The 17,209-nt window shown below is 63.1% G+C and carries 15 protein-coding genes and 1 pseudogene; 10 read left to right on the top strand and 6 right to left on the bottom strand.

Going from position 1 to position 17,209, the window contains the following annotated elements:
• Positions 1 to 2 precede the first annotated feature (2 nt).
• From DK261_RS04930 to DK261_RS04915, 4 genes and pseudogenes are all read left to right on the top strand, one after another.
• Positions 3 to 193 (top strand): annotated as a pseudogene (locus tag DK261_RS04930) (response regulator transcription factor); the annotation flags it as partial.
• A gap of 129 nt (positions 194 to 322) precedes the next feature.
• On the top strand, positions 323 to 1,942 hold the full coding sequence (locus DK261_RS04925; protein WP_028683290.1) for an FMN-binding glutamate synthase family protein: 1,620 nt from the start codon (positions 323 to 325) through the stop codon (positions 1,940 to 1,942).
• A gap of 68 nt (positions 1,943 to 2,010) precedes the next feature.
• Positions 2,011 to 2,295, top strand: coding sequence for a putative quinol monooxygenase (locus tag DK261_RS04920; RefSeq protein WP_016703457.1), 285 nt, complete (start codon positions 2,011 to 2,013; stop codon positions 2,293 to 2,295).
• A 73-nt stretch (positions 2,296 to 2,368) separates the two neighbouring features.
• Positions 2,369 to 2,665, top strand: a complete 297-nt coding sequence (locus DK261_RS04915) for a cupin domain-containing protein (RefSeq protein WP_016703458.1) — start codon at positions 2,369 to 2,371, stop codon at positions 2,663 to 2,665.
• 12 nt (positions 2,666 to 2,677) lie between these two features.
• On the opposite strand, the gene DK261_RS04910 is transcribed toward DK261_RS04915, so the two are convergent.
• Genes DK261_RS04910 through DK261_RS04900 form a run of 3 tightly spaced genes read right to left on the bottom strand, consistent with a single transcriptional unit; the run spans position 2,678 to position 5,500 of the window.
• Positions 2,678 to 4,186, bottom strand: a complete 1,509-nt coding sequence (locus DK261_RS04910) for a glucosyltransferase domain-containing protein (RefSeq protein WP_110175344.1) — start codon at positions 4,184 to 4,186, stop codon at positions 2,678 to 2,680.
• Between the two features lies 1 nt (position 4,187).
• Entirely contained in the window at positions 4,188 to 5,129 is a 942-nt protein-coding gene (locus DK261_RS04905) for a glycosyltransferase family 2 protein (protein WP_009050594.1), read from the bottom strand.
• Positions 5,126 to 5,500: a GtrA family protein gene (locus tag DK261_RS04900; protein ID WP_009050595.1), complete on the bottom strand. Its 375-nt coding sequence runs from the start codon at positions 5,498 to 5,500 to the stop codon at positions 5,126 to 5,128. The genes DK261_RS04905 and DK261_RS04900 overlap by 4 nt, the downstream gene beginning before the upstream one ends.
• 370 nt (positions 5,501 to 5,870) lie before the next feature.
• Here DK261_RS04900 and DK261_RS04895 point away from each other — a divergent pair, with 370 nt between their 5' ends.
• Together DK261_RS04895 and DK261_RS04890 are read left to right on the top strand one after the other, a co-directional pair.
• Entirely contained in the window at positions 5,871 to 6,467 is a 597-nt protein-coding gene (locus DK261_RS04895; protein ID WP_009050596.1) for a papain-like cysteine protease family protein, read from the top strand.
• 10 nt (positions 6,468 to 6,477) lie between these two features.
• Complete coding sequence (locus tag DK261_RS04890; RefSeq protein ID WP_009050597.1) at positions 6,478 to 7,077, top strand: hypothetical protein; 600 nt, start codon at positions 6,478 to 6,480, stop codon at positions 7,075 to 7,077.
• 129 nt (positions 7,078 to 7,206) lie between these two features.
• On the opposite strand, the gene DK261_RS04885 is transcribed toward DK261_RS04890, so the two are convergent.
• Positions 7,207 to 8,628, bottom strand: a complete 1,422-nt coding sequence (locus tag DK261_RS04885) for an amino acid permease (protein ID WP_038634833.1) — start codon at positions 8,626 to 8,628, stop codon at positions 7,207 to 7,209.
• Between the two features lie 577 nt (positions 8,629 to 9,205).
• Here DK261_RS04885 and DK261_RS04875 point away from each other — a divergent pair.
• The 3 genes from DK261_RS04875 (at position 9,206) to DK261_RS04865 (ending at position 13,900) form a co-directional block, all read left to right on the top strand.
• Positions 9,206 to 12,313 carry a transglycosylase domain-containing protein gene (locus DK261_RS04875; RefSeq protein ID WP_110175343.1) on the top strand — a complete coding sequence of 1,036 codons (3,108 nt, stop codon included), beginning with the start codon at positions 9,206 to 9,208 and terminating at the stop codon, positions 12,311 to 12,313.
• Positions 12,314 to 12,542: 229 nt separating this feature from the next.
• Positions 12,543 to 13,118, top strand: a complete 576-nt coding sequence (locus tag DK261_RS04870; RefSeq protein WP_028683298.1) for a PadR family transcriptional regulator — start codon at positions 12,543 to 12,545, stop codon at positions 13,116 to 13,118.
• Complete coding sequence (locus DK261_RS04865; RefSeq protein WP_038634838.1) at positions 13,115 to 13,900, top strand: siderophore-interacting protein; 786 nt, start codon at positions 13,115 to 13,117, stop codon at positions 13,898 to 13,900. Before DK261_RS04870 ends, DK261_RS04865 begins: the two co-directional genes overlap by 4 nt.
• A 118-nt stretch (positions 13,901 to 14,018) precedes the next feature.
• On the opposite strand, the gene DK261_RS04860 is transcribed toward DK261_RS04865, so the two are convergent.
• Together DK261_RS04860 and DK261_RS04855 are read right to left on the bottom strand one after the other, a co-directional pair.
• Positions 14,019 to 14,678, bottom strand: a complete 660-nt coding sequence (locus tag DK261_RS04860) for a Pr6Pr family membrane protein (protein WP_038634841.1) — start codon at positions 14,676 to 14,678, stop codon at positions 14,019 to 14,021.
• Between the two features lie 9 nt (positions 14,679 to 14,687).
• The gene (locus DK261_RS04855) at positions 14,688 to 14,918 is read right to left on the bottom strand and encodes a VF530 family DNA-binding protein (RefSeq protein ID WP_007923118.1); all 231 of its coding nucleotides are present in this window, start codon (positions 14,916 to 14,918) and stop codon (positions 14,688 to 14,690) included.
• A 350-nt stretch (positions 14,919 to 15,268) separates the two neighbouring features.
• On the opposite strand from DK261_RS04855, the gene DK261_RS04850 reads away from it, so the two are divergent.
• Positions 15,269 to 17,209: TonB-dependent receptor (locus tag DK261_RS04850; protein WP_110175484.1), on the top strand; the 1,941-nt coding region annotated here is incomplete at its 3' end.

The following is a 17,209-nucleotide window of genomic DNA, read 5'->3' as shown; positions in this document are numbered from 1 at the left end:
TGCAATTGACCGCCCGCGAACTGGAGAGGTCGGGCACTTGATGCTCAGCGGTTGCTCCGGCAAGGAGATCGCTCGTAAGCTGCAAACCTCTGCCGAAACCGTGAAAGTCCATAAGAAACACATCTACGACAAGCTGGGCATCAAGTCCCGGTCCGAGCTGTTTTGGATTTTTCTCCAGGCGCAGAATGCCTGACGCCTGAAGCTGCCATGTGCGCACAGCTGCTGCGCCACGGCCGTTCTCTACAACAACAAGATCGTTGGCCACACAAGAAGAATGAGTACCCAAAAACGAAATCTATAGAGTCCGAACCAAGGAAACCGTATGAGCCTGTCCCTCCTGAGCCGCTACGCCTTCTTTGCTGCCTGCGTGATTTTCACCCTCGCCAGCTTGCCCTTTCTCGAACATGACTGGCTCTGGCCATTCACCCTGGTCACCTTCCTGCTCAGCCTGCTGGGCATTTTCGACCTGCTGCAAAGCCCCCACGCGGTGCGCCGCAACTACCCGATCCTGGGCAATATCCGCTATCTGGTGGAAGGTATCCGCCCGGAAATCCGCCAGTACCTGCTGGAGTCCGACAGCGACGCCCTGCCCTTCTCCCGGGCCCAGCGCTCGCTGGTCTATTCGCGGGCCAAGAACGAAAGCGCCGACAAGCCGTTCGGTACCCTGATCGACGTCTACCAGTCGGGTTTCGAATTCATCGGCCACTCCATGCGCCCGGCTCCCCTGAGCGACCCGAGCACCTTCCGCGTCACGGTCGGCGGCCCGCAGTGCAAGCAACCCTACTCGGCATCGGTGTTCAACATCTCGGCCATGAGCTTCGGCTCCCTCAGCGCCAACGCCATCCGCGCCCTCAACCAGGGCGCCAAGCTCGGCAACTTCGCCCATGACACCGGCGAAGGCAGCATCAGCCCCTATCACCGGGAAAACGGTGGCGACCTGACCTGGGAGCTGGGCAGCGGCTATTTCGGTTGCCGTACCAGCGACGGCCGTTTCGACCCGGAGCGTTTTGCCCAGCAGGCGCAGAACCCGCAGGTGCGGATGATCGAAATCAAGATGAGCCAGGGCGCCAAGCCCGGCCACGGCGGCATCCTGCCCAAGCACAAGGTGACCCAGGAAATCGCCGACACTCGTGGCATCCGCATGGGCGAGGACTGCATCTCGCCATCGAGCCACAGCGCCTTTTCCACGCCGATCGAGATGATGCATTTCATCCAGCAGCTACGTGAGCTGTCCGGCGGCAAGCCCGTTGGCTTCAAGTTCTGCCTCGGCCACCCGTGGGAGTTCATGGGCATCGCCAAGGCCATGCTGGAAACCGGCATCCTCCCCGACTTCATCGTGGTCGACGGCAAGGAAGGCGGCACCGGCGCGGCACCGGTGGAATTCACCGACCACATCGGCGCGCCGATGCGCGAAGGCCTGCTGTTCGTGCACAACACCCTGGTGGGTTTGAACCTGCGCGACAAGATCAAGCTCGGCGCCAGCGGCAAGATCGTCAGCGCCTTCGATATCGCCAGCGTGCTGGCCATCGGCGCCGACTGGGCCAACTCGGCGCGCGGCTTCATGTTCGCCATCGGCTGCATCCAGTCGCAAAGCTGCCACACCAACAAATGCCCGACCGGCGTCGCCACCCAGGACAACCTGCGCCAGCGCGCGCTGGTGGTGCCGGACAAGGCGCAACGGGTGTTCAGTTTCCACCGCAACACCCTCAAGGCCCTGGCCGAAATGCTTGCCGCCGCGGGCTTGAATCACCCGTCGCAACTGGAAGCCAGGCACCTGGTGCGACGCATGTCGGCCACCGAGATCAAGCTGTTCTCGCAGCTGCATGTGTTCCTCAAGCCCGGCGAACTGCTCACCGGCGCGGTCACGGGCGAGTTCTATTCGCGCATGTGGCAGCTGGCGCGCGCCGACAGCTTCGAGCCCAACAGCGAAGCCGCGGCCTGACCAGTCACCCTCGACGCCCCGCCCGCGCGGCGGGGCGTTATTCATCGATAGGCAAAGGACGCAAACCCGTGCTCAAAGTCATCGCCGAAGACTTCATCAAACCCGAACACCTCGACACCGTGCGCCCCTGGTACGCCGAACTGCTGGAGAAAACCCGCCAGGAACCGGACTGCATCGCCTACGACCTGTTCGTCGACCAGCAAGACCCGGGGCACTTCATCTTTATCGAGCAATGGCCAGACCGCGCGGCGCTCAAGGCCCATTGCCAGACCGAGCACTTCACTCGCCTGGTGCCGCAGATCAATGCGTTCCAGGCCAGGGAATGCCGTGTGCTGCTGATGGACGAGTTCTGAAAAAACGCCCCCATGATGCTTGACCGGACCACCGAAAGCAGACCGCAGCACCCCTGACTTTTGGGAGTTCCACATGCCATTGCTGTCATTCGATTCGCTGTCCAGCCAGTTGCCCACCAGTTGGAAGTCCTCCGTGGTGGGCCAGGTCGGGCCGGCGCGCATCAAGGTGCTGCGCATGGACCAACAGGCCCACGCCGAAGAAAGCCACGACTACAACGAAGCCCTGCTGGTGACCCATGGCTGCCTGCGCCTGGGCATTGCCGGCAGTGAGGTGAGGGTGAACGCAGGCCAGATGTACCTGGTCGAAGCCGGGCTGCCTCATGCGGTGCTGCCCGGCAGCCACGGCACCCTGGTGATTATCGATATCTAGCCTGACTGGCGCTCACCAATGCAGCGTCTTGATCGGCGCCGGTTCCTTCATGACGATAAAACCGTAGTCCCCCAGCAGGTAGATCCGGTAATAGCGGCTGTCCACCAGCGGTGGATAGCCCTGGTAACCGGCCAGGGTCGCATTGCGCCGCTCCCTTTCCGCGACCACGTTGGCAATGCCCACCTTGGGCAGGTTCTCCGCCAGCATGAAGAAGTCGATATTCAGCAGGTAGTGCAGCACCGGCATCTGCTTGAACGAGCCCGCGGCCGCCAGCAGCCAGTGATCGGAATAGGTCACCGACATATAGATGCGCTTGGCCTCGCGCAACTGTGGGTGGCTGGTGATGTCGCGCTCAAGGCTCGACAGCGCGCTGGCCGCCAGGGTTTTCTGCACTGTCAGCACCCGGCCATAGGCGAACGACAGCGACAACATCGCCAGCAGCGGCACCATCAGCAGCAGCGGCAAGCGCTCATGGAGCGCCGCCAACGCCAGGTGGCCCAGATAGAACAGCAACACCAACAGCAGCGCGAAGCCCATCAAGGTCCGGGCGCCTTCATTGAAGTCGCGGAAAAACAGCGCGATCCCCGACACCAGCACAATCACCAGCGGCAATGCCAGCAGGCAGACCAGCGCCATCACGACCTTTTTCAGGCCGCTGTCCGGCCGCTTGAACAGGTTCATCCCCAGCCGCACGCAACCGGCAAGGGCACACAGCGCCAGCGCGGCGAACACCCAGGCGAACCCGCCGTGAAACAGCAGCACGACTTTTTCCAGCACCCTGCCAATGTTGACCTGCAATTGCAGCAAGGGCTGCGCCGACCAGTTCAACAGCAAGGTGCGGGTCTGATCCATGAAGGGGTAGGCGGTGACGCAATAGATCATCCAGCCCAGGGCCGCCTGGGCGATCTTCCAGCCGATCATTTCCCACCAGCGCGGCCAGGCAGTCTTGTCATTGGCGCCGCGGATCACCTCCAGGCAGCACAGGCCCAGGAACACGTTGATGCTGATCTGATACAGCCCGATGGCCAGCGCGACCAGCAAGGCCGGCACCAGCCATTGCAGCACGCGGTACGGGTTGCGATAGGTGATGGCGAAGATCACCGCCACCAGGCTCAAGGCCATGGCCGGGCCGTCGTACTGATACGACAGGTTCTGCAGAAAGAACGGGTTGTACCAGAGCGGCAACAGCACCATGCAGCAGGCCGCCGTCGGTTGCGGGTAGTAATGGAAAGTCAGGCGGGTCAGTGCCGAGGCCATGGCGAGCGTGGCGATCAGCAGCGGCAAGGGAAAGATGTTCGGCGCAGCGCCGCTGAAGGTCAGGGCGTTGTAGAACAGTTCGGTAAACAGCCGCCCCTGCTCCGTCCAGGCGGTGCCGGCCGACAGCGAACGCCAGTTGTCATCGATATAGGGAAAGTCGGCGAGGATCAGCGGCAGCACATACAACATGGTGGCGAACAGAAAAAACAGCCAGACCTGGCGGCGTCCGAGTTCCCCGCTGAGCAAACTGCCCATTCTGTCCATGCTAGAGCCCCAGGCGGTCTTTGCCGCCGATGACGTCCTTGATCACGTAGCGCGGCCGATGCTTGGCCTCGATATAGATACGGCCGACGTACTCGCCGAGAATGCCGATGCCGATCAACTGCACGCCGCCGAGAAACAGAATGGCGGTCATCAACGAAGGGTAGCCGGGCACGCTGTTGCCGAAGAAGATCTTGTCCAGGACCATGTACACCGCGTAGAGCACGGCGAAAATCGAGATGCCGCCACCGACGTAGGTCCACAATCGCAACGGCACGGTGCTGAACGAGGTGATGCCTTCCAGCGCCAGGTTCCACAGCTTCCAGCCATTGAACTTGCTGTTGCCCGCCACCCGCCCGGCGCGCTCGTACTCCACCACCACCGTGGTGAAGCCGGCCCACGACAGCACGCCCTTCATGAACAGCTGGTGCTCGGGCAGGGTGCGGATCACATCGACCACCTTGCGATCCATCAGCCGGAAGTCGCCGACGTTTTCCTCGATCCGGGTGTAGGCGATCCGGTTCAGCAGGTGGTAGAACAGCGCCGCGCTGCAGCGCCTCAGGTAACTGTCGGCGGCGCGCCCGCGGCGTTTGGCGAGCACCACATCGGCGCCCTTCTGCCACTCCTCGATCAGCCGCGGGATAACGCTGATCGGGTCCTGCAGGTCGACGTCCATGGGAATCACTGCATCGCCAGTGGCGTGTTCCAGCCCGGCGAACAACGCCGGCTCCTTGCCGAAATTGCGCGAGAAGTTGATCAGCAGCACCTGCTCGTCCACCTGCGCCAGGGCCTTGACCTCCTCGGCTGTGCGGTCGGAACTGCCGTCGTTGATAAACACGATCTCGACTTCGCCCTGCTCGAAGCGCAACTCGCGACGCACCGCCTGGTAAAACAGGCCGATGGCCTGCTCTTCATTGAAGACCGGAACGATCAGCGAGATCTTCATGGCTCACACTCGCGGAACACCAGGTACTTGGCGAACAGAAACCCCGCCACCAGGCTCAGGGCGGAAAACACCAGCACCGTCAGCAAGCCGGGCAGCCGCCACACATCCCCGGCATGCCCGACACCCAGGCTCAGCGCGCCCATGCCGCCCAGGAACAGCAGATAGCCGCCGATCGACCTCCTGGCGGCGAAGGTGAAACGCGCATTCATATAGAAAGAAAACGACGCCGCGACGCAAAAGGCCGCCAGGTTGCTGAGCGCCTGGCTGAGGCCCGCCACCAGGCTCAGCAAGAAGAACACCAGCCAGTGGATAAAGGTGTTGGCGATGCCGATCACCGTGTATCTGGAGATTCCCTTCCATAAGAGTCTCATGGGTGACTCTCCCGCGTTGAATATCGCTCAACTTGTATGGCAGGTTTTTCTGCCCATCGATTGGCGAAATCGCTGATCCAGCGCTCTTTCAGACGTGCGGCATCCAAGCCGGCCGGCATGGGCCGTTGTCGTGCAAGCCGCCTCCCTGGCCTCTCCTCGCCTGGCTGCTTGCCCGCAACAAATTGCATCAATGCATAATTTAATTTGCACAAATGCATATTGCGGCTAAGGTTACCCCTGAGCCCGACCGGAGCAGGCCATCGAGGATGGCGAACCCCGCAGGCCGGTCACGGGCCTCAGAAAACCGCTTCATCGCAATACGCAACAACGACACAAGCTGGACGCTTGTTTTCACTCATGGAGGATGAAAATGTTAACCCTTGAAGACACACCCTTTACCCGCACAGGTCCTGCACAAGCACTGCCACAGTGCCTGGTCGGCACCCTGCTCGATGCCGGACTGAGCGAAGTCGACGACAGCGCGGAACACGCCGCCCTGGCCGCCAGCCTCAACTTCAGCATTCAGCAGCAAACTCAGACCAACTGGTGCTGGGCCGCGCTGTCGGCCTCGGTCGGCAACTATTACCGCACCGGTTCCTGGACTCAATGCGGGGTCGCCAACGCGCAACTGGGGCGCAATACCTGCTGCAACCAGCCGGGGCCGTGCAACGTGTACGGCTACCTGGACTCGGCCCTGCAAACCACCCGCAGCTTTGGTGGCATGAGCCAGGGTTCGATCCAACTGTCGGCCATCGACAACCAGATCAACATGGGACGCCCCGTCGGCCTGCGCTGTGCCTGGTTTGGCGGCGGCGCGCACTTCCTGGCGATCTATGGCACCAACGGCAGCTACCTGCTGATTGCGGATTCCATCTACGGTTATTCGACCCGCGCCCTGAACACCTTCCCCCGTTCGTACAACGGCGGCGGCAACTGGACCACCACCTACTTCACTCGGAAAAACTAAGGAGGGCAGCATGCAACTGACTTATCCCAAGGCACCTGCCAACGGCGCTCAGGTACTGCGCCCGGCTCTCCAGGCCGCCCTGCAGAGCAAAGGTTTCGGCGTCAACCGCCAGTTCGCCCAGGCCACCGCCAGTAAAGTGAGCCTGTCCGAGCCCTACCGCGGCTACTCGCTGAGCCTGGAAGACCTGGCCCAAGGCAAAGGCCTGCAACAGGCGACGCTGGGGGACTGGCATTACCTGGTGTTCAGCGACGGGGTGTCGATTGCCGACGCCCAACTGGCCGAGATCGCTGGCCAGGTCGAGTTCTCGTCCCTGAACCACGGCGCCCTGGCGTCGGCCACGGTCAACGCGCTGAACCTGGCGGAACAGGCGCCGCACCTCAAAGGCCGGACCTTCGAGCTGCGGGTGTTGTTTGTCTCGGCGCTGCAGGTGGTGGCGATCTGGCTGCACGCCAGCGACGAAGACGTGCTGATCCCGATCGAGCCGACGCCCAAGCACCTGGCGAGCACCAAGCTGTACAGCGAGGCCGCGCTGCTGGCCTTGCTGGCGCCCGCCGCCCAGCGAGCGAAAGCGGCGTTCGATGCGGACACCACCGGGCTGTTGGGGAGCTGACCGCGCACCGGCGATCGGGCTGCGGTGAACGGAGGGTCACAACACTAAAACCTGGAACCGCAGCAATATCGCCCGCATAAAAAAGCCCCGGTCAATGACCGGGGCTTTTTGTGTTATCGCCTGATGGGGTTACGACGCCGAACGCACCGCACCCTGCTGGGCATTGTTCGGTTGCAGCTTGAACAGGTAGAACAGCACCGTCAGCAGCACCAGGAACGCCGGGCCCACATACAGCGCCACGCGGGTGTCCGGGAAGTAGGCCATCAGCCCCACCACCAGCACCAGGAACGCCAGGGCCAGGTAGGAACTGATCGGGTACAGCCACATGCGGTATTTCAGCCCGGCACGTTCCGAGGCGCTCAGGCCTTTGCGGAACTTGAGCTGGGCCAGGAGGATCATCACCCAGGTCCAGATCGCGCCGAAGGTGGCGATGGAGGTCACCCAGACGAACACCTTCTCCGGCACCAGGTAGTTGAGCAGCACACCCAGCAGCAAGGCGAAGATCGACAGCAGCAACGCGCGACGCGGTACGCCGTTGTTCGAGGTCTTGGCGAAACCGGCCGGGGCCTGGCCATTCTGCGCCAGGCTGTAGAGCATGCGCCCGGTGCTGAAGATGCCGCCGTTGCAGGACGACAGCGCGGCGGTGATCACCACGAAGTTGATGATACCGGCGGCGGTCTTGATGCCCAGGCGCTCGAAGGTCATCACGAACGGGCTGCCCTGGGTGCCGATTTCGTTCCAGGGGTAGATCGACAGGATCACGAACAGCGCGCCCACATAGAACAGCAGGATGCGCCAGAACACCGAGCCGATGGCGTTGGGAATGGTCTTCTGCGGGTTCTTCGCTTCACCGGCGGTGAGGCCGATCATCTCTACGCCCAGGTAGGCGAACATCACCATCTGCAGCGACATCAGCACACCGGTCACGCCGTTGGGCATGAAACCGCCGTGGGTCCACAGGTTGGAAATGCCCAGCGCCACGCCGTCATTGCCGAAACCGAAGGCGATGATGCCGATGCCACCGATGACCATGGCGATGATGGTGACGATCTTGATCAGGGCGAACCAGAACTCGAACTCACCGAAGGCCTTGACCGCGATCAGGTTGATCGAGCCCATGCTCACCAGGGCCGCCAGGGCCCAGATCCAGCGCGGCACATCGGGGAACCAGATGCCCATGTACACCGCCACCGCGGTGATTTCCGCGACGCAGGTCACCAGCCACAGGAACCAGTAGTTCCAGCCGGTGAGGAAGCCCGCCAGCGGGCCCAGGTAATCTTGCGCGTAACGGCTGAAGGAACCCGCGACCGGGTTATGCACGGCCATCTCGCCGAGGGCGCGCATGATCACCAGAATCGCCAGGCCGCCGAGGATGTAGGACAGCATGATGGCCGGACCGGCCATTTCAATGGCCTTGGCCGAACCGAGGAACAGGCCGACACCGATACAGGCGCCGAGCGCCATCAAGCGAATATGCCGTTCGCCGAGTTCGCGTTTCAGCGGGCCGCCTTGAGCGGTCTCGCCTTGGGGCAGGTGGTTGCCAACTGGCATAGGGTACAACCTCATCTTGTTATTGGATGTGAGCCACCGAGTCTGTAAGGCGCGGACGGATAACCCGTACCTGCCAGATCGGATCGACCTTGTGGGCCGACACGTCTTGTAGGACAAATCCTGCAAGATCAGTGGGGCGTGCAGTATAAAAAGCTGACGGCAGGCTTTTTCACTCTATAAACAGCTAAATTCAGAGAGAAATCTCGGTATCTTCGGGTTTTGCGGAGTGGCATTACCTGGATTTTTTGCCGTTTGTCATTTTTGAACGGCGCCGAGTATTGCACAGCCATGGTGCAGCGTCATGCCCCTACCTAGGACCTATTTACCGGTCGTGATGGCTCTATCTCAGGCTTCTTTCGCCTCGCCCCCCCTGTAGGAGCGAGCTTGCTCGCGATGGTCGTCAACGATGACGCGGTGTATCCGAAGCATCGCGGCGCCCTCGGGTTTATCGCGAGCAAGCTCGCTCCTACAGGGGGAGGTGAATGCTTTCAGGTCGATCACAAATTTTTCACCATTGCCCACCACCGTCTAAGCTTCAGACAAGTCCGATCAATTTGCGTGAATGGATCAGTCGACTATGGGTGCTTTGCGACAGACCGATTCGAGTAAAAATGTAGTGCCAACTGATCGCGTGGAAGAAGCGCCTATCCCTGAAAAGTCCCATTCCAGCCGGCTTTGGTGGCGGCTGTTCTGGCTATTGCTGCTGATGGCGCTGGTCGCCCTCGGCTTTGCCGCGTCCAAGGAAATGCGCACCTCGAAACTGCAGGCGCGCGAACTCAGCAAGTTCGCCGCGGACCTGAACTACGCCATGGCGCCCGGGCCCAGCGATGCCATCGTCTACCCCGGCGCCGGCCCCTTCGACAAACGCCTGGGCTACAGCGCCCTGGATGATTTCCTCGCGCGCCTGCTCAAGCGCGGTTACGTGGTGGAGGCCCAGACCCGCTTCTCCCCCGCCTTGATGAACTACAGCGAAAACGGCTTCTTCGTACCCTATACCGAGAAGATTCAGGCCGGGCTGTCGATCACCGATTGCCGCGCGGCGCCGCTCTATCAATTCAAGTACCCGCAACAGCTCTACTCGAACTTTGCCGCCATCCCGCCGGTGATGGTGCGCAGCCTGTTGTTCATCGAGAACCGCGAATTGCTCGACCCCGAGCAGCCCCTGGCCAACCCGGCGGTGGACTGGCCGCGCTTCGGCAAGGCTGCCTGGTCACAGGTGGCCAAGCTCCTGCACCTGCCCGGGCAGACGGCGGGCGGCAGCACCCTGGCGACCCAACTGGAAAAGTACCGGCACTCGCCGGACGGCCTGACCGTGTCCGGCGCGGAAAAGATCCGGCAGATGATTTCCGCCAGCGTGCGCGCCTACCAGGGCGGCCAGCAGACCCTCGAGGCGCGGCGACGCATCATCCGCGACTACCTCAACAGCGTGCCGCTGTCGGCGGTGCCCGGCCACGGTGAAGTGCACGGCATGGCCGAAGGGCTGCGGGTTTGGTATGGCGCCGACTTCACCCAGGTCAACGAGCAGCTGGCGAGCACCGCCAGCGATCCGCAGAGCCTGGCGCAACGTGGACTGGCCCTGCGCCAGGTGCTGTCGTTGATGATCGCCCAGCGCCGGCCTTCGCATTACCTGTCCAAGGGCCGCCGGGAACTGGCCGAACTCACCGACAGCCATATCCGCCTGCTGACCCAGAACGGTGTGATCGATACGCCGCTGTCGGCCGCCGCCCTGGCCAGCAAGGCCACCTTCCGCGACTGGGTACAGGAACCGACGATCCAGCCGATCGAGACCAACAAGGGCATCAGCGTCGCCCGCAGCCGCCTGGCCGGCCTGCTCAACCGGCCGCTGTACGACCTCGACCGCCTCGATCTGTCGGCCACCAGTACCCTGCAAAGCGACCTGCAACGCCAGGCCACCGAGTACCTCAAGCACCTGGCCGACCCGGTGTTCGCCGGCGAGATCGGCCTGCTCGGCGAACGCCTGCTGACGCCGACCAGCACCACCCAGGTGCGCTACAGCTTCACCCTGCTCGAACTGACGCCGGACGGTTCGCGGGTGCGGGTCCAGACCGATAGCACCGACCAGCCCTTCGACATCAACGAAGGCAGCAAGCTGGAGCTGGGCTCCACGGCCAAGCTGCGGGTCCTGACCACCTACCTGCAAATCATTGCCGAACTGTACGAGCAGTACGGCGCCGAAACCCCGGCGGTGCTGAAGAAAGTCGAGATCGCCGAACAGGATCGCCTGAGCCGCTGGGCCGTGGACTACCTGATCCAGAACAACGATCGCAGCCTGCCGAAAATGCTCGAGGCGGCCCTGGACCGCAAATATTCGGCCAGCCCCGGCGAGAGCTTTTTCACCGGCGGCGGGCTGCACACCTTTCATAACTTTCGCAAGGAAGACAACGGCCGCATGCCGACCCTGCGCGACGCCCTGCGCGAGTCCATCAACCTGCCCTTCATCCGCCTGATGCGCGACCTGGTGCGCTACAGCACCTACGCCGGCCCGAGCAACAGCGCCAACCTGCTCAAGGATGACGGCGACCCGCGGCGCCAGGAATACCTGGCCAAGTTCGCCGACCGCGAAGGCACTTCCTTCCTCCTGCGGTTCTGGAAGAAGTACCGCAACAAGGACACCCAGGCGCGGCTGGACACCTTCCTCGACAGCATGCACCCGACGCCGATCCGCCTGGCCGCCGTGCACCGCTACCTGCTGCCGGAAGCCAGCCAGGAGAGTTTCAACAGTTTCATTCGCTCGCACCTCAAGGGCGCCAAGCTCACGGAAAAACTCACCGACGAACGCCTGGACAAGCTCTATTACAGCTACGGCCCCGGTTCCTACGACCTGCCCGACCAGGGCTATATCGCCAAGGTGCACCCGCTGGACCTGTGGCTGCTCGGCTACCTGCTGAACAACCCCGACGCCAAGTTCAGCGAGATCGTCAAAGCCAGCGAATTCGAGCGCCAGGAGGTCTACAGCTGGCTGTTCAAGAGCCGGCACAAGAGCGCGCGCGACAGCCGCATCCGCACCATGCTGGAGATCGAGGCGTTCCTCGACATTCACCAGCGCTGGCAGAAAGTCGGCTATCCCTTCGACCATCTGGTGCCCTCGCTGGCGACCGCCATCGGCAGCTCCGGCGACCGCCCCGCGGCGCTGGCCGAACTGGTCGGCACCATCCTCAACGACGGCGTGCGCATGCCGACCCTGCGCATCGACAGCCTGCATTTCGCCGCCGATACGCCTTATGAAACCAAGCTGGTCAACGACCCGGCCGAGGGCAAGCGGGTGATGCCTTCGCAAGTGGCCACCGCGCTGCGCGGCGCCTTGTCGCAAGTGGTGGATGCCGGTACCGCCAAGCGCCTCTCCGGCAGCTTCAAGCTGGCCGACGGCACCCCGCTGGCCATGGGCGGCAAGACCGGCACCGGCGACAACCGCATCGAGGCCGTCGGTTCCGGCGGACGGATTCTCAGTTCGAAATCCATCAACCGCACCGCCACCTTCGTGTTCTATATCGGCGAACACCACTTCGGCACCCTGACCGCCTATGTACCGGGCGCCTCGGCCCAAGGCTTCAAATTCACCTCGGCCCTGCCGGTCCAGGTGCTCAAGGGCATGGCGCCGATCCTCACGCCGTACCTGCAACCGGGCAGCAACACCCAATGCCTGGGCAGCCTGGCGCAACGCTGAATCCTCCCGCCGTCCAATAACCGCTGCCTGTAGCCGCTCTCCGCAGGAGGCGTGCTCTTGAGGCCCTCAAAAGGTCCTCCGGACCTTATCGCAGCCTTCGGCAGCGGCTACAAGAATGCTTCTCAACTCCATTCTCCGACAAACGGCAGGTCTGGCTGCCACGGAAGTACTTGCGCGGCATTTAAGATATATCTTAAGTTATGTCTTAACCAAACAGGAGAAAGAGAAAATGAGAGAACACCACCATCCCCACCGCGAGTACGGCGACGGCCACGACGGTTTCGAGAAACGCCCCGGGCGCGAACGCGGCGGCCGCGGCCCGCGGGTCTTCGCCCCCGGCGACCTGAAGCTGCTGTTGCTGGCGCTGATCGCCGAACAGCCGTGCCACGGCTATGACCTGATCCGCCAGATCGAAGGCATGTTCGATGGCGCCTACAGCCCCAGCCCGGGCGTGATCTACCCGACCCTGACCTTCCTCGAAGAAAGCGAACTGATCAGCGGCGATGCCGAAGGCGGGAAAAAACGCTACAGCGTGACCGAGGCCGGCCGTCTGTCATTACAGGACCAGGCGATTGCCCTGGACGGCGTGCGCATGCGCATCGACGTCAGCAAACGCTCGCTGCGCGGCCATGATCGCCCGGCGGAAATCCACGAGGCGGTGCATAACCTGCGCCACGCCCTGCAGATGCACCACGGCCGCTGGAACCCGCAAGAAATCGTGCGGGTCCGCGACCTGCTGAACAACACCGCCCGCGCCATCGTCGACGGCCCGGCCACCCCTTCTACCCAGGAGTCAGCTGAATGAGCGCAGACAATTCGCCAACGATTCATCGGGTCAGCCACGAGATCAAACGCCGCCGCCTGGAAGTGCTGCGGGTGGTCGACCTGACCCCGCGCATGCGCCGCATCACCCTGGGCGGGCCGGAACTCGCGGGCTTCATCAGCCTGGGCAGCGACGATCATGTGAAGCTGCTGTTCCCGCAGAACGCCGAACAGCAGGCCGCCCTGGAAACCCTGGTACTGGGCCCGGGCAAGGACAACGGCGTGATGCCGGCCATGCGCGACTACACGCCACGGCGCTACGACCTGGATATCGGCGAGCTGGATATCGATTTTGTCCTGCACGGCGACGGCCCCGCCTCGACCTGGGCCGAACAGGCCAAGCCCGGCCAGTTCCTGCATATCGGCGGGCCCCGCGGCTCGATGATCGTGCCGGACATCTTCGACAGCTACCTGCTGATCGGCGATGAAACCGCGTTGCCGGCCATTGCCCGGCGCCTGGAAGAACTGCCGGCCGGGCGCCGGGTACTGGCGGTGATCGAGGTCCAGGACGCCGCCGAGCGGCAGGTGCTGCAGAGCGCAGCGCAGGTCGAGGTGATCTGGGTCGAGCGCGACGGCGGCCAGCAGGACCTGCTCAGCACCGTGCGCGGGCTACAGATGCCGAGCGGCAAGCTGTACGCCTGGGTCGCCACGGAAAGCAAAGTCTCGCGGCAGATTCGCCGGGTGCTGCTGGACGAGCACCGACTCGACGACGCGTTCGTGAAGGCCGCCGGTTACTGGCGCCTGGACAGTAGCGAAGAAGAATAAACAGCGGCTTTGCCGCCTATCGCGGGCAATCGAGCGTCGACCGGCCGCTCCTACACGATTGCGCTTGTCTGTAGGAGCGAGGCTTGCCCGCGATGACCCCCTTCCAGTCACCGCATACTCAAGCCCGGCGACGCCCCAACCAACGATCCAGCCCGACAATCCCCAGCGCCACCAGCACAAACCCCGCCAGAATCCCCAACGCATTCACGAACGCCTGCGCGTAGCCCAGCTTGTCCACGTCGACAAAAGGATAGGGATATAGCCCCAGCACATGCCCGCGCAGCAGGACATAAGCGAAATACAGCAGCGGGTAGAGCATCCACCCGGCGACATGCCGCAACCCCAGGCGGCCCTTGGGTACGCAGCACCACCAGTAGACGAGAAACAGCAGCGGCATCACGTCGTGCAGCAACTCGTCCGCCACCAACTGCCAACCCTGGGGATGCCACAGATGACGCAGCAACAGGCTGTACGCCAGCCCCACCAGCAGAATGCTGACCGCGATACCGCTGCTGACCCAGGGTTGCAGGAAAAACCGCTGCCCCCGTGAGCTACGCAGGTTCAGGGCACAGGTCAGCACCACCGCCACCAGGGTGTTGGTGAGCACGGTGAAGAAACTGAAAAAGTTGATCAGCCCGCCCAGCAGGCTGGCATCCACCGTCCAGCGCAAATGGAGGATCAGGTACAGCTGGATCGTCAGCCCCGCCCAGCCGAGCAATGCAGCCAGCGCGGTGAACAGCCGTTTGCCGCCTGAAGGAAAAACCGGCTCGACAGCCATCGAAGGTCCTTAGAGCGGGCGTTTGGTGCGCTGCAATTTCACGTACAGCTGCTCGACTTTCTCCCGCGCCCAGGGCGTCTTGCGCAAGAAGGTCAGGCTCGACTTGATGCTCGGGTCGCTCTTGAAGCAGCGGATATCGATGCGCTCGGCCAACCCCTGCCATTCGTAATGTTCCACCAGCGCCTTGAGGATCTGTTCCAGGGTGACGCCGTGCAGCGGGTCGTTGTTCGTTGCAGTCATGCCGGGCCTTTGAGCAAGAGAAAAAAGGAAGTCGCGCACCTTAGCCGAGGGTTCGATCCGGTGGAAGGGCGAACACTCATCAACTGTAGTCGCTGCCGCAGGCTGCGATAGCGCCGAAGGCGCTCATGCACCTGAGATCGCCGCGAGCGCTCCGCTCGATCGCAGCCTGCGGCAGCGGCTACATCGGAACGAATGCCCCCTCTCCTGGAAAAGTTCCTTCCTTTTCGCGCCAAGAGAGATGTTATATTGTATCAATACAAAACAACCCCCTGATCCAGACACCTCGCCGTGTCACGCCTGTTCTCTTTTGACTCAAAGCACACAGCCCCGCGCTTGCCAAGGAATGACCGATGTCCCTCTCTGCCCACCGCCCTTCTCGCTCTCTACTCTGGCGCCTGACGCCGCTGTCCGCCGCCTTGCTGCTCGCTTCCCAGGCCCACGCCCTAGAGCTGCAACCGCAGGTCATCACCGCCAACCCGCTGGGCAGCCAGCAAACGGCGGCGCCGAGCACGGTGCTGGAAGGCGACGACCTGACCCTGCAACAGCAAGGCAGCCTCGGCGAAACCCTGAATAGACAGCCGGGCGTGTCCTCGTCCTACTTCGGCCCGGGCGCCAGCCGGCCGATCATTCGCGGCCTGGATGGCGATCGCATTCGCCTGTTGCGCAACGGCGTCGGCGCCCTGGATGCGTCGTCGCTGTCCTACGACCACGCGGTGCCGCTGGACCCGGTCAACGTCGACCGTATCGAGATCGTCCGTGGCCCGGCTGCCCTGCTGTATGGCGGCAGCGCCATCGGCGGCGTGGTCAACACCTTCGACAACCGCATCCCCACCGAAGCCATCGAAGGCATCCACGGTGCCGGTGAATTGCGCTACGGCGGTGCCGACACCACCCGCAGCAGCGCGGGCAAACTGGAAGCCGGCAACGGCACCTTCGCCCTGCACCTGGACGCCAACTCGCGGCAGTTCAACGACCTGAAAATCCCCGGCTACGCCCGCAGCCGCCACGCCCCGCCGAGTGAAGACGGCAACGGCAAGAAAGGTCGCCTGGGCAACAGCGACGGTCGTCAGGACGGCGGCGCCATCGGCGGTTCCTACACCTGGGACGACGGTTACGCCGGGCTGTCCTACAGCAACTACGACTCCAACTACGGCTCGCCCGCCGAAGAGGACGTGCGCATCCGCATGAAGCAGGACCACTATGCCTTCGCCTCGGAACTGCGCAACCTCGACGGCCCTTTCAGCTCGCTGAAATTCGATGCCGGCTACACCGATTACGAGCACCGCGAAATCGAAGGCGGCGAGACTGGCACAATCTTCAAGAACAAGGGTTACGAAGCCCGTGTCGAAGCCCGTCACCAGCCCCTCGGCCCGCTCAATGGGGTGATTGGCACCCAGGTCAGCCGCAGCGAGTTTTCCGCGCTCGGCGAAGAGGCCTTCGTGCCCCAGACCGACACCGACAGCGCCGCACTGTTCATCCTCGAAGAGCTGCAGGCCACCGAACGCCTGAAACTCAGCCTCGGCGGACGCCTGGAACACACCCGCGTCGACCCGGACAGCAAAGGCAACGAGCGCTTCAGCCAGGCCGACAGCTCCAACAGCTTCACCGCCGGCAGCCTGTCGTCCGGCGCGGTCTATACCCTGACGCCGATCTGGTCCGTGGCCGCCACCCTGGGCTACACCGAACGCGCCCCGACCTTCTACGAGCTGTATGCCAACGGTGCCCACGTGGCCACCGGCACCTATGAAGTCGGCGACGCCAACCTGTCGAAGGAAAAAGCCGTGTCCAGCGACCTGGCCCTGCGTTTCGACAACGGCACCCACAAAGGCAGCGTCGGGGTGTTCTACAGCCACTTCTCCAACTACATCGGGCTGCTCGGTAGCGGCCGCACCCTCAACGATGAAGGCGAGGAAGACGCCGGCGGCATGCCGGAATACACCTACTCCGGGGTCCGCGCACGGTTTGCCGGTATCGAAGCGCAGGATCACTGGAAGCTCGGCGAAAGCGCCTACGGCAAGTTCGCCCTGGAACTGTCCGGCGACTACACCCGCGCCAAGAACCTGGACAACGGCGAAGCCCTGCCGCGCATCGCCCCGCTGCGCCTGAACAGCGGCCTGTTGTGGGAACTGGACCGCTGGCAGGCGCGCATCGATGTCGAACACGCCGCCAGCCAGCGTCGCGTGCCGGACAACGAAAGCGGCACCGACGGCTACACCACCCTGGGCGCCAGCGCCGGTTACCACTTCGACATCGGCAGCAGCCAGTGGCTGGCCTTCGTCAAGGGCGAGAAC

The organism is Pseudomonas sp. RW409, from assembly GCF_003184125.1.
Lineage (GTDB): Bacteria > Pseudomonadota > Gammaproteobacteria > Pseudomonadales > Pseudomonadaceae > Aquipseudomonas > Aquipseudomonas chlororaphis_I.
Note: the sequence above shows the minus strand (reverse complement) of the source record. Positions and strands in the feature narration are given on the sequence as shown.